This window comes from Paenibacillus rhizoryzae (assembly GCF_059686995.1).
In genome coordinates, this window is sequence record NZ_JCAALT010000009.1 from 124,641 (window position 1) to 137,688 (window position 13,048).

The following is a 13,048-nucleotide window of genomic DNA, read 5'->3' on the forward strand; positions in this document are numbered from 1 at the left end:
TGATAGCTGGTAATGCTTATTGATCAATGTCTCGTTTTCCTGTCTGCTGCTCATACTCGCCTTTAATAACATCCAGGATACGTTTAGCTTCTACTGCCGCAGTGGCGTTTCGATCATGCCCATTGTAAGTGATGAGCGCCTTCCATAGCGCCCAGCCGCGTGCCCGATGACGTGTTCCTTCGTCGCAGCCGACTTCCCGCAGGAAGATCTCCCTGCTTTGAGCGTCGAAGAATGTCCATGCCATCACATAATCGCAGGCCGGATCGCCGGTACCCATTGTGCCGAAGTCGATAACGCCGCTGAGTCGCCCGTTCTGCGCCAACAGATTGCCGATTGCGACATCGCCGTGCACCCAGACTGGTGCCTCCGTCCATTGCGACTGTAATGCCAAGTCCCACATTTCGTGATAGATCCGGGTTTCAAAGGCCGACTTCAGATCCTCAAGCGTCGTCATCGTTTCCTCGTGATAAACCGTAAGCGAACCTCCACGGTAGAAATTATGCGCTCCCGAAGGAGGTCCTTCCGCAGCCGGAATAGCCCGAAGCTCCTTTAAGAATGCAGCCAAATCGACTGCAAGTTGATTCAGGTCATCTATCGAAGCAAGGCTTACGGTTTCCCCTTCGATCCAACGATTGATGGACCATGGCCACAGATATCCTTCCGCAGGATTCCCTTTCGCTACCGGAGCCTGTATAGGTAAAGTAAGGTGCGGTCTAAGCTTAGGCAGCCACATGAGTTCTTTCTCGACTTGGGCCGCATACGAATCATGGCTTGGCAGCCTGACGCTCATCTCCGCGCCTAAGTGGAAGGTTCGATTATCATGGCCGCTCTTGGCAACCGGATAGATCGGCAAGTCTGCCCATTGCGGGAACTGCCCTTTGATAAGCCTGCTTACGAGCTCTTTGTTGATTTCCGTCATTCGTTACCTCCTATAGATAGACGATTCGCTTCATTTCCCTTACCCAATCAAGGGAGCGGATTGTCCAAGTGTACCTTCAACCTCGTTCCCTTCCTTCCGCCAATACTCGATGCCACCCAGCATCTCTTTTACCTGGAAGCCAAGGCCGGATAACCGCGCCGCGCCTTTGGTGCCGCCATTGCAAGCCGGCCCCCAGCAGTAGACCACGATAACCTGCTCTTTCGAGAAGGCGGCTGTCGTTTCCGGGCTGATTGTGTTGGACGGCAGACTGATCGCACCCGGAACATGGCATTCTTCATAGGCCTTCGCGCTGCGAACATCGATGAGCAGAAAATCATTCAGCCCATGCTGCATGTCATATCGTACATCCGCAACATCTGTTTCCACGGATAGTTTGTTCATGTAGTGGCGATGAGTATGCTCGGGCGATGCAGCAGGTGTCTCAAGAACGAGGGATTGGCGTGTTTGAATGGTCATATTGATTACCTCCAGTAGGGTTGTGGACTTCCTGATTTCAATGTATCACAGCCCCTAACCATGGAGTTATCGATAGAAATCTATACTATACTTCACTCATTTCGATAATTGAGACCGCCGCCGCTAAGCAGCTCCACGAAGCCGTCGAACGCTTTCGACTTCCATTTCTTCTTGGAGTAAATCAATTGCGTATAGAACCTGCAGTCCGGGTGGACAAAAGGAATCGCGATTAGCTGGCCTTTGCGGATTTCCTCGGCCACCGTAATCTGGGGCACTAGGGCAATCCCCAGTCCATAGATCACACACTGCTTGATGGCTTCCAAATTGCCAAACTCGTACGAGAGACTGAAGCTCACTTGATTGCCCTTCAGCACCTTGAGCAGCATGGCTCTGTACGTGCAGCCATCCTCCGTCATAATAAGGGACTCGTTCTCCAAATCCGGGGCATGGACTTCGTTATGTCCATTAAATTTATGATTGGGGCTCGCGATAATGACCAATGTCTCTTCTCGCAGGATGGTGCTGTGAAGCTCGGGGTCCGTGAACGGGGGATCCAGAATGATCCCGACGTCGAGCTCGCCTTCCTTGACCGCTTCGATGATGAACGGCTCATTCGCCGGTTGAATGACAATGTTCATGTCCGGATATTCGCGGCGATAAGCCTGCAGATGCGGCGGGAGGTAAAAGGCAGCCAACGTCTCAATCGTTCCGATTGACAGTGTCCCCTTGGATTGTTTGGCTACGACTTCTTTGGACTCTTCATGCAGTCTGTAGATATCGTTGGCATATTGAAGGAGCGCCTCACCCGCCATCGTCAGCTTCATGCCTCTGCCGAAACGCTCCAAGAGGACCGCCCCGTACGATTCCTCCAGCTTCTGAATCTGCGACGTAATGCTTGACTGGGCGTAGCCCAGCGATTCCGCGGCTCGCGTATAGCTCCCGCACCTGGCCACCTCGCGGAACGTCTTCAAGTACGTCAGTTCCACGGTCACCGCCTCCATTCGAATAAGAAGTTCCAGCTACTTTAACATGAACTCACCGTTACGGCAATCCATATGGGACGGTTCATGTGCCGCTTAAAGACTGGAATGGAGCTCATGCAGCTTAAGTAAGGCATGTCTCTCTAATGACTGAATCTCTCTCAGGAGCTCCGCACACCGATCACTCTGTTCGAACGGTTGCATGCGTGGTTCCGTGTACGGATACATGTCCTTTAGAACCTTACAATTAGTCGCGATTTCGTTATAGGTACATATGAGTTCATCAACGGCGCCGATATTAAGATTCGTCACCTTCTCTCTGATTTCGCATAGAAACTGGCCCGCATGCTGCCTTGCTTCAGTAATAATTTCGATAAATAAGCTGAAGAAGTACTTGTCCAGCTGCCGGTTTGTCAGCGCTGTTAGCCAACGCCCATAGGCCTGCGAACCGACGAGGTAGGTTTTGCCGGACCATTGGTAGACTCCCCTCTCATTTAACCGAATGACGAACCCGAGTGCCTCTTTCAGCGCAGCCCGAATGTCTTGCTTAGCCGGAATCGGCTTCGCCCAGTGCAGAGAAATCAGCCCGCTTGATAGGTCGGTTTGCGTTGCGGATGACTCGCGATCACGAACACAGTTGATGCAAGGGCATTGACTTAAACCTAACGAGTTCCATGGAATAACATCCTCACTATGCTCGAATCCCGTATGCCACGTGTAGGTGTAGTAACCATGATCATCGATCGCGTAGATGACCGACGACTGGTTGTTGATATCGATATTTTTTGCAAATACCGGTTGTCCGGCATGAATGGCTTGTTTGGCTTTCTCCCAAGCTTCTGCTTGTAATCGTGCGAAGGTCTCACCCTCTGCATGAACATGGTAACCTTCAATGTCCAAGCCGAAATTACGAGCAAGCTGAAACACATCCGGTTCGAGCGGCCCACCGTTAGGTTCGCACATGTTCTCATCAAGGATATGCAGGAAGGCGATCCCCGTCATGCCATACATCCATGAAGTCGTTAGCGGAAGCTGATAATAGTCAGCAACCGACTTTATAGCGCCAACCAGTGAAGCATCAAGCCCACTAAACCTATACTTCTCCAGCTTGACCACAGCATCAGGTTGAGCAATCGTATCCTCTTGCATTCGCCACACACCTCCGCAATTTCTTACAGAGAATCTTCACCATTATTATCCAAATTACCTGCCGCATATAAAAAAAATACAGAGCCCTGACGATACGACCACCATGCTCTGTATAGCTGCTTATTGCTTGAAAGATAACCCATTTGCCTCCAGAGCCGCTCTCAGCTTCGGCATTGAGCCTGGCCCCATACCATGATACTTGAGTATCTCCCCTTCGCTATAATTCGATAGCTGCTCTAGCGTGGTTATCCCGTTGTTCTCCAACGCTCGTCTTGCCGGTGCCGACAGCTGAGACAGAAATCCGTTCTCTGGCTTCCGCTCTTGCTCGCAGGTTGGGCAGGTCGGACAGTCCGTGCTTTTATAATACTTATGTCCTTTCTTGCAGGTTCGTAAGGTTTTCTCGGTCGTTGCCATTGGTGAGCACCATCCTCTCCGGGAAATTTACCGTTTTGTTTATTGTACCGCAAAAGGACCAGGCGCTGCCGCCTGGTCAACGATTCATCTATTGCAGCATGGAAGATCACCTAGAGGTCTACATCTGAGAAAATACTGCTAATGTCACGAATGTAGATCACCTAGAGGTCTACATGCCCGCCAATACTGCTAATTTTGAGCATGTAGATCACACAGAGGTCTACATGCGGGCCAATGCGTTCAACGTGAACTATAGTGCGACGAAAAAAGACGTGGCACACCGTCAATACAGTGCACCACGCCAATTTGCTTAGCCGTTTCCAGCGCCCGCCGCGTCGACGACTTGTCGCAGCAGCTGGGATGCCGCGAACGGATCCTCCACGAGCGAAATCGCAGAGATAAGAGATATGCCGTCGGCCCCGGCACGGATGACGTCAGCCGCGTTCATATCGGTGATTCCGCCGATGCCGACGATCGGAATATGCATGCCCAGCTCCCGCATCTGCGTGAGCACGCTTAGGCCTGAAGCATCCTTGGCATCCTCCTTCGTGCGAGTGGAGAACAGCGGCCCGATGCCTAAATAGTCTGCGCCGCAACGAATGGCAGCTTCAGCCTCCTGCACGTCGTAAGCAGAGACGCCAAGCAGCTTATTGTCGCCGATTAACCGGCGAACGGCCGTTGCCGCCTCATCCTCCTGGCCGACATGGACGCCGTCCGCGTCCACTTCTAAGGCCAGCTCGACATCGTCGTTCACGATGAACGGAATACGGTGCTCGCGGCACAGCTCCCGAAGACGCCAAGCAGCTCGATTCGGGCATCACCTACAAGCGCGCCGCTGCCCTTCTCGCGGAACTGAAACATCGTGACGCCGCCTTTGATCGCTTCCGACAATACCCGAACAGGATCGCGCCCCGGCAAACAGTTGTTGCTCCCCATGATGAAATAAAGTCGCAGCGCCTCGCGTATGACCTTATCCGGCCAAGCCCCCGCGCTCATCGTCCACTCTCCTGATCGCGGTACGCCCAGTGATTGGTCGGTCCGTGCCCTTGTCCAAGGCCAAGCGGAAATTCGATCGCCGCCTGGATGAAAGCTTTGGCGACTTCGACAGCTTCAGGTACGTCGCGGCCTTTGGCAAGCTCAGCTGTGATCGCCGAAGCGAACGTGCAGCCGGTACCATGCGTATGGCGTGTTTCTCTCCGCTGGCTGCGAAACTCGTAGAAGTCCCGGCCATCATAGAGAATATCAATCGCCTGCCCGTCATCGGTCAGATCGTGGCCGCCTTTGAGCACGACATGCTTGGCACCGAAGTCGGCCAACCGTTTGGCCGCTTCTTTCCGCGCAGCAATGCCGGCGATTGTCATCCCCGTCAGCGCCTCCGCTTCCGGCACATTAGGTGTGACAACCCATGCTAGCGGAAGCAGCGTTTCTTTCATGGCGCGAACCGCTTGATCGAGCAGCAGCGAAGCTCCGCCCTTGGCGATCATAACCGGATCGACAACGACCTTGCTCCAGCCGTAACGGCGGATTTCTTCGGCAACCGCAACGATAATCTCATCGTTGAACAGCATGCCCGTCTTCACCGCATCCGTGCCGAGATCGTCCCCGATGGCCTCGATCTGCGATCGAACCGCTTCTGCCGTCAGCGGATAGATTCCCCGCACGCCAAGTGTATTCTGCGATGTAACAGCCGTAATGGCCGACATCCCGTATACCCGAAGCTCTTGAAATGTCTTCAAATCCGCTTGAATACCGGCGCCGCCGCCGCTATCCGAGCCTGCAATCGTTAATGCTCTCGCTATACTCATGGTTCAATCCGCTCCACTCGGCCCAGCTTCTCGATATCCTCAGTAGTGACATTCGACAATTGATCGAGGAACGCGATTTGGAAGCTGCCAGGCCCTTGACCGGCCGCTTTGCCTACTGCAAGCTCAGCAGCTACGCCATATGCCGTCAATGCAGCTAAGGATGCAACAAGCAGATCGCTCTCTACCGCCGCGAATGCGCCGATAACGGACGTTAATAGACAGCCCGTTCCGGTAACGCGCGTCAGAATCGCATCCCCATTGCGCACGGCAAACGTCCGCGTACCGTCAGAGACGATATCGGCCTCGCCGGTAATAACGACGACAGTGCCGAGCTGCAGCGCCGCATGCTTAGCCAATTCGACAACATCGCCGCCGCTTGTGCCGGCATCGACGCCTTTAATCGACCATTCGCGTCCGACCACGTTCGCGATTTCGGCTGCATTTCCGCGAAGGATGCTGATCTTAACTTCTGCCAGTAATCCTCTCGCTGTGTCCGTACGGTAAGCCGAAGCTCCCGCTCCGACCGGATCCAGCACGACCGGGACGCCATGCGCGTTCGCTGAGCTTCCCGCCAGCTTCATCGCCTCGATCTCCGTTTCGTTCAGCGTTCCAATGTTCAGTACGAGCGCTCCGGATATTTTGGCAATATCCGCGACTTCTTGCTTGGCATACGCCATAACCGGGGATGCCCCCAATGCCAACAGGCCGTTCGCGGTGAAATTCGTGACGACAACATTCGTAATATTGTGAATTAACGGGTTCGTTTCCCTTACTTGTTTCAGCTTGCTCGCTACAGTTTGAATGTTCATAGCCTCGGGCCACCTCTTCATTCTTATTTTCCAACCTTATCAAAAAAGCGCCTTACCCGCAGAACGAGGGTAAGGCGCCAACATGCGCACGACAGCCGTGAACTTCCTACGATGGCATTACCCAACAGGTTAAACGGTCTACGACGGATTAGTCGTACTCTCAGCCTGTTTCTACAAGCTCCCGCGCTATTATTTGATTGTGATCAGTGTAATCCATGACATCCGAAATTGCAACGGTAATCACGGGCCATTCATTATAGGAGTCCTCGCAATCTCAAAATACTAGAATAGGATAGAGTATCCCGCTTTGAAAGGAGGGTACACCTCATGGCAGGTTTAAAAACATTTGTAAATACCACCGGAGCCGCTTTGGATATTACGCTGTTTATCCGCGCAGGCTTGGAGCCTTATAACCAATATGGCACGGAATCCTTCACCCTTGGACCATTTGGGACGGAAGAGGTTGCTTACGGCGACGACGACAACGCTTTTCTAAATGGCATCCTGCTTTTCACGATCTTCGAAGGCGACCTCTACAGCAAAATGCAATTCGTTGTTACCCGCGGAAGCGAGTTGGATGGGGTACTAAATACGAACAGCATTATTACGTACACGCTTACAGACACGGATTATGTCCTTTCGGGCAGCAACTAATCCGAAGTTGATCAACCGCGCAGAAAGAATGGACCCCGCTTCACGCAAAGTGATGGCGGGGTCTGTTTCTTTCCATAATCAAGATTGTAATGGGCCGATTCCTAGTGGAAAACGTTCAAATAAGCCCGCTTACAACCGTCACGAGCGCTTCAGCCTGCTGCCCCAGCTTCCGATCCCCGATTGTAACATCGACCGCGATTCGGGCTCGCTTCACCGAGATCCCGGCAGGCACCGAAATCGCGAACTGCACCGTCTCCACGTTGTGCGCATCGATTTCCAACTGCTTCTCATCGGCCTCTATATGCCAGCTCGGAGGGGTAATCAGCCGCACGGACGCCTTTTCCCTGCTTGAGAACGGATTTAACACCTCAACCGCAATTTCGGTCGTTTCCCCGCCGTTCACCTCAATTTGGTAAGGTTTAATCCATGCACAATAACCTTCGGCTCCCAGATCGATCTTCTCCAGAGGCAACAGCTCATCATGCAGCTGCTTCAAGCTTTCCCCGTCGCGCTTCAGCTTGTCGAAGTAACCTTCCTCCACCCATAGCGGATCCCAGTGGCCGGAAATAATGAGATCGGGATTCAACCTCTGGTATAACTCAGCGCTTAAAATATAGTCATGCGAACGGAAACGATTCTGATACACGTAATTATTCAAATTCCCGTCATTCCCCTGCTGATCTCCGATAGCCAACACGCATTTACCATCGACTTCGAACGAGATAGCGACCGCATAGAGGGTATGGCCCGGCTGCTCGTAGAGACGGATGTCATACTCCTCCCAGACTACGGACTGCTCAAGCGGTATTCTACGGTCTACCGGAATTGGATCATACCACATGCAGGGTACGTCGTAGTGGGATGGATTTTCGAACAGATCGGCAAAATTATCGGCTACCCAAGTCTCTGTACCTTCAACATCACGCAGAAGGTTAAACCCCGCCACATGATCGTCATGATAATGCGTCGGTATGACCACATCAATCTTGGATACATTGTATTGCTTCTTCAACTGCTCAATGGGGTAGAGAGATGGCCGGCGCGATGCGCGATCCGTTCCAGCAATGAAGATTGCATGTATATTGGCATATCCATAGTCGATAAGAAGTGCTTTGCCGCTTTCGGACAAGAGCACATAGGAGTTGGCAAAGCTGCGGGCATTCCAAAGCAAATGAGGGGTAATTTCCCGAAACTCCGGTTCCTTGAAAGACTCGAAATCCGCGTATTGGCCACGCAGTCGAAGGAGCTGCTCTAATTTCTCAATCAAAGGTTCTATGGCCGCATAAGGCTGTTCCATAATCTCGCCATGTGACGGAAGCAGCATTTGAAGGCTTTTATCCCGCAGAACCGCCAATGAACAAATCGAATGGCTAACCCCTTCACAGCCGTTGTACGACCACTGCGTCGCCGCCATGGACCAAACCTTTCCCGGACCCGCGATCAAATCTCCTGTGAAGGCAACTTGGCTGCCATCCAGTACGGTAGTCAGCGTTATCGATCCTGTCGTATGCCCGGGGGTAGGAACCACGTTAAAGGAATGCCCGCCAAAGGTATAGCTGGCATAATCCTTCAGTGTTCCGGCAATCGGAATCGGTTCGAGCAAGGAGAATTTATCTTGGCGTACATTGTAGTTGACGAGTATTTCACGGCCCTGCCAGTGTTGATCCACATGGGCAAACAAATCCTGCTCGTGATGAGGCACCCAGACCCGCGCACCTGCAGCAATCGCTTTGTCCAGTCCTTGCCCTTGATCCCGATGATGATGCGTCATCAGTACATCCGTGACCTTATCAACGCCGATTGTCGCCAGCTCTTCAAGCACGTTACCTGATCCGAAATCGATCAAGACCGCTTCGCTTCCGTGCTTAATGACATACACCAGACAAGTATCCTCATATTGATATAGACTCGGTGAAATCGACTTTAGCATGCAAGCTGCTCCCCCTATTCATAGCGATGAATTTGTCTTCTCATCCACTGCGTTGCGACCCATTTCTCCCCGACTGCAATGGGATTGCCCCCATGCAAGGTGAGTTCATTTAAGTGATCGTCCGTGTAAAAGTATTCAAAATAGACAGCGCTTCCTTTTTTGGGCGTTACCGCAAAATGCAGGGAAGGAAAATACGTTTCGCCCCCCTCCTCCACATCATTTAAATACATGATCAGGGTGCTGATGCGATTGTTTACTGCGTTTCCGGATTTAAAATAATCAAAATGGGGCTGATACTGCTCACCGGCTTTATAATGTAAAATTTGCAGCGGTTCCGCATGCGCGATAGGTACGCTCATCAGTTCGGCTACTCTGGTTTCGATGACATGAATGGATTCATTTTCGTTTTCTTCGAAGAACATGCTGCTGCTGGTGCGAATATCGCTTACCTCGTGAGCTTTGCCGATCTTGGCCCGCTGCATTCTGCTTGTAGCCAGCTCAATCAACGTATCGCATTCGGCATGGCTCAACACATTTTCCAATATGAGAATAAGCGGTTCTTCGATTCTGCCGACAATCGTAATTTCCTTATCCGCCGTTCTAATTTTGTTTCGGCTCACGTTCATAATCGTCTGTTCTTTAATCGTCATCGTCATGTCCTCCTCTATCTCGAATACTGAGGAAGTAGTCGAATCAAACGGTGTTCCAGTTGCTTACTAATTCTTCAACAGAGTCGGAAATACCTTCCAGAAGGCGGGTTGGTAAATGATGAGCGCGTAAAAAAGGCACAGGGTTCTCACCCTGCACCATCCCTAAAATTATGCCGCACGCCGCCAAATCCAACGAACCGTAGGGGCCTTATTGGGCCGATTTATGCCTGGCGGCGAACGCTTCGTGCAGCCCTGATCGGCGGAAGCTGCGGGATGATCATTCCCACCAGCATAAACAAACAGCCGACCACGCCTCGTGTATCCAGCAATTCGCCTAGTATGAAGTAACCGCCAACAACCGCGAATACCGTTTCCATGCTCATAATAATCGCCGCCTGCGTCGGATGCGCACCTTTCTGACCGACAACCTGCAGCGTATAGGCAATCCCGACTGAGCAAATGCCGCCGTACAGAAGCGGAATAAGCGCCTGCGACAGTCCTGTCCAATCGATCGTTTCAGTTGCAAAAGCAACGATAAAGCTAAGTACGGAACACGTGACCACCTGAATGAACGACAGCTTAATAACGTCCGTTCGCCGAGACAACTTGTCAATCAGCAGAATATGCGCCGACCAGAAGAATGCCCCAACGAGCTCGTATAAGTCGCCCGTCCCTAGCGTCAAATCATTCTTTAAGCACAGTAAATATAAACCGTAAACCGCTATGATAGCACCTATCGCGCTGTTCGCATTAATGCGCTGCTTTAGAAACAAGCCCAGAAACGGCACAATCACAATATATAATCCCGTCACAAAAGCTGCTTTGCCCGCAGTTGTATACATGAGTCCAATTTGCTGCAACGACGCCCCGCAGAAGAGAATCAGACCTGCTATGAAGCCGGAGACCGCCGAGCTTTTTACCGAAGCCTTAATCTCGTTAAATGGTTTCCGGGATCTTCGATCCAGCCAGACGATGAGCGGAATCAAGGATAATGCGCCTAGTGCAAATCTAACGGCATTGAAGGTAAAAGGACCTGTATAATTCATCCCTTCGCGCTGCGCTACAAAAGCAGAGCCCCAGATGCAAGCCGTGATTAGCAGCAATACACTGGATTTCATTTGTTGTTGTTTACTCATAAGATGTCGTCTCTCCCAGCCGATCTTTTTGAAACACCAACTAACCATACCAAAAAAGCCGTAACCTTTGTACAACGATTTCCTCTGAAAGCCGAGCTTGCTCATCATTTCCTATCACTAAAAATGCGGTCTTTTCAAAAAAGAGAGCACGATTACCTGCTCGCCTTTACCAGAGCAGAGAGCCACCGTTTTTTATCCTAGCATCGTCCACAGCTGTTTTCCGATTAGTAAAACCGTGACGAGCACGAACAGCAGCTTTACGTACTTGGTTCCTTTCTTGATCGCCAGACGGGAGCCGGCGAATGAGCCGAGCACCATCGTCGAGCCCATTAGCAGGCCGAGGCGGAAATCAACCCAGCCCAGAGACAGAAACACGATCAAGCTCGCCACGTTGCTCGTGAAATTCAGCAGCTTCGCGTTGCCTGCCGCTTGCACGAAGTCAAAGCCCAGCATGATGAAAATAAAGATTAAGAACGAGCCGGTCCCCGGACCAAAGAAGCCGTCATATGCGCCAAGCACGAAGGCCGCGGCAATCGCGCCGAACTGCGCAGCTGCCGTAAGCTCGCGACGTGTTCCTTCCATCCCCCAATTGCGTTTCAGCAGCGTATACACGGTGACGGCAATAAGCATGACGACAATTGCGGGCCGCAGCCAATCCGATGGGATAAGCTGAAGCAGCATTGCTCCTCCCGCCGCGCCGACCGCCGTGAACGGGACGAGCTTGCCCGTGCTGCGCAGTTTGATTTTGCCGGAACGCCAGAAAGTAAGCGTGCTTGTTACCGAAGAGAACGAGGCCGACAGCTTGTTCGTTCCGAGCGCCAGATGCGGCGGAAGTCCCGCCGCCAGCAGAACCGGCACTGAAATAAGGCCTCCCCCGCCTACCGAAGAGTCAATAAAGGCAGCCAGAAAACCGCCGCCGAGCATTAATGCGATAATTTCCCATGTTAAATCCATAGCTGTAAGACACTTAACCCCTTTCGAACTTACCTATTCCGAGTTCAATTTTCTTCAAGAATTACATCGTACGACAAAATGCTCCTGAGCGCACTACGGAAAAAAGACCATGAGTTCTCTCCCGGCCTTCTTAGCTTACCGCTATTTGCCCTGACCTGTCACAACCCCCAAACCCGCGCCGTTATAGGCTCCTACTCTTCCTCAATAGCACGAGCATAAGCGACAATCGGCGGCTCTCCGAATTCCTGCGCGTAGTCCTCGCCTAACCATACGCCGAAGCTGGTCTGACGGCGGAAACCCAGGCTCCGATAATACTCCGCGTCCTGGCGGATGACCTCTTCGTAGAACGGCAATGGTTTCAATGGCTTTTGCCAGTTCAGGAACCGGGAATTATCCATCCAGTACTCCAGAATTTGAGCGCCATCCTGTCCGAATAGCTGCAGCAGACCAGGCAGATGCTCGAGCTCCTTATAGTTCTCCGGGCAATCCGGATCATGGATCGGACGGGCTGAATTCCGATAGATAGGCGCATACTCCAGAAAGATACCAGGGTCGGGCTGCACGTTCACCGGCGCTTGGATCGTATCTTGGTAAGCCAGATAACAATGCTCAGCCGCCGCATCAAACCGCCGAATCCCCCGGAGGATACGATTGTAGAAAATCATCGCCTGGTCGGATGTAGTCAACGTTCGGCAATCCTCGCAGTGGCAAGCGCTGTTGGTCACGTCGTCGATCCAGAAATAATACCGCCCCGATCGTGTGGGCAACGCCCGAGCCAGCTCTTCGGACCGCACCTCCAAGAAATCAAGCGCCTCCTTGTTGGAAGCACACAAGTTAAAGTCCGGATTGCGATTGCCTGACTCGTCCAGCCGGAACCAGTCGGGATGCTCGGAGAAACGAGCCCGCGGAACGAGCCACGACATGGCATGGGATTCGAACTCGAGATCCACGTCCAGCTCCTTCATCCGTGCTGCGAATTGTTCAAAAGCCGGTGTTTTCACAAACTCCAGCATGTTCTCTAGCTCCTCGAGCGCTCCCGCTCCCCAACCCGGATGGATGCCCACCAGATTAAGGCCCGAGCGAGCAATCAAGTCTGCCCAATAAGGGCCAACCTCCTCGGGGAGAATCAGTATACCTCGTTTATCTTTCATGTTGGTTGTCTCCTCTTAAG

13 protein-coding genes and 1 pseudogene are annotated in these 13,048 nt (G+C 52.2%); 1 reads left to right on the plus strand and 13 read right to left on the minus strand.

The features are described from left to right. Positions 1 to 16: 16 nt before the first annotated feature. The 8 genes and pseudogenes from AC6ESO_RS24545 to thiM all read right to left on the minus strand — a co-directional run bounded on the left by AC6ESO_RS24545 (position 17) and on the right by thiM (position 6,553). The gene (locus AC6ESO_RS24545) at positions 17 to 919 is read right to left on the minus strand and encodes an aminoglycoside phosphotransferase family protein (RefSeq protein ID WP_497093695.1); all 903 of its coding nucleotides are present in this window, start codon (positions 917 to 919) and stop codon (positions 17 to 19) included. 39 nt (positions 920 to 958) lie between these two features. Then, positions 959 to 1,396, minus strand: coding sequence for a rhodanese-like domain-containing protein (locus AC6ESO_RS24550; protein ID WP_497093696.1), 438 nt, complete (start codon positions 1,394 to 1,396; stop codon positions 959 to 961). Positions 1,397 to 1,488: 92 nt separating this feature from the next. Then, complete coding sequence (locus tag AC6ESO_RS24555; protein ID WP_497093697.1) at positions 1,489 to 2,382, minus strand: LysR family transcriptional regulator; 894 nt, start codon at positions 2,380 to 2,382, stop codon at positions 1,489 to 1,491. Positions 2,383 to 2,472: 90 nt separating this feature from the next. Continuing rightward, a complete protein-coding gene (locus tag AC6ESO_RS24560; protein ID WP_497093698.1) occupies positions 2,473 to 3,525 on the minus strand; it encodes a hypothetical protein in 1,053 nt (350 codons plus the stop codon). A gap of 120 nt (positions 3,526 to 3,645) precedes the next feature. Next, entirely contained in the window at positions 3,646 to 3,939 is a 294-nt protein-coding gene (locus AC6ESO_RS24565) for an RNA polymerase alpha subunit C-terminal domain-containing protein (protein ID WP_497093699.1), read from the minus strand. 310 nt (positions 3,940 to 4,249) lie between these two features. Further along, positions 4,250 to 4,935: pseudogene (thiE, locus tag AC6ESO_RS24570) on the minus strand (thiamine phosphate synthase). Next, positions 4,932 to 5,744 (minus strand): bifunctional hydroxymethylpyrimidine kinase/phosphomethylpyrimidine kinase, encoded by an 813-nt coding sequence (gene thiD, locus AC6ESO_RS24575; RefSeq protein WP_494821805.1) that lies wholly within the window; start codon positions 5,742 to 5,744, stop codon positions 4,932 to 4,934. The pseudogene thiE and the gene thiD overlap by 4 nt, the downstream one beginning before the upstream one ends. Then, entirely contained in the window at positions 5,741 to 6,553 is an 813-nt protein-coding gene (gene thiM / locus AC6ESO_RS24580) for a hydroxyethylthiazole kinase (RefSeq protein WP_497093700.1), read from the minus strand. Before thiM ends, thiD begins: the two co-directional genes overlap by 4 nt. Before the next feature lie 327 nt (positions 6,554 to 6,880). On the opposite strand from thiM, the gene AC6ESO_RS24585 reads away from it, so the two are divergent. Then, on the plus strand, positions 6,881 to 7,207 hold the full coding sequence (locus tag AC6ESO_RS24585) for a hypothetical protein (protein ID WP_497093701.1): 327 nt from the start codon (positions 6,881 to 6,883) through the stop codon (positions 7,205 to 7,207). Positions 7,208 to 7,322: 115 nt separating this feature from the next. Here the strand turns inward: AC6ESO_RS24585 and AC6ESO_RS24590 are convergent, their stop codons facing one another. The 5 genes from AC6ESO_RS24590 to AC6ESO_RS24610 all read right to left on the minus strand — a co-directional run bounded on the left by AC6ESO_RS24590 (position 7,323) and on the right by AC6ESO_RS24610 (position 13,028). Continuing rightward, positions 7,323 to 9,137 carry an MBL fold metallo-hydrolase gene (locus AC6ESO_RS24590; RefSeq protein WP_497093702.1) on the minus strand — a complete coding sequence of 605 codons (1,815 nt, stop codon included), beginning with the start codon at positions 9,135 to 9,137 and terminating at the stop codon, positions 7,323 to 7,325. Between the two features lie 14 nt (positions 9,138 to 9,151). Beyond that, positions 9,152 to 9,787, minus strand: coding sequence for a 2OG-Fe(II) oxygenase (locus AC6ESO_RS24595; RefSeq protein ID WP_497093703.1), 636 nt, complete (start codon positions 9,785 to 9,787; stop codon positions 9,152 to 9,154). Between the two features lie 221 nt (positions 9,788 to 10,008). After that, entirely contained in the window at positions 10,009 to 10,923 is a 915-nt protein-coding gene (locus AC6ESO_RS24600) for a DMT family transporter (RefSeq protein WP_497093704.1), read from the minus strand. A 192-nt stretch (positions 10,924 to 11,115) separates the two neighbouring features. Then, positions 11,116 to 11,877 (minus strand): TSUP family transporter, encoded by a 762-nt coding sequence (locus AC6ESO_RS24605; RefSeq protein ID WP_497093705.1) that lies wholly within the window; start codon positions 11,875 to 11,877, stop codon positions 11,116 to 11,118. A 191-nt stretch (positions 11,878 to 12,068) separates the two neighbouring features. Further along, positions 12,069 to 13,028, minus strand: a complete 960-nt coding sequence (locus tag AC6ESO_RS24610; protein WP_497093706.1) for a DUF4838 domain-containing protein — start codon at positions 13,026 to 13,028, stop codon at positions 12,069 to 12,071. Positions 13,029 to 13,048: the final 20 nt, after the last annotated feature.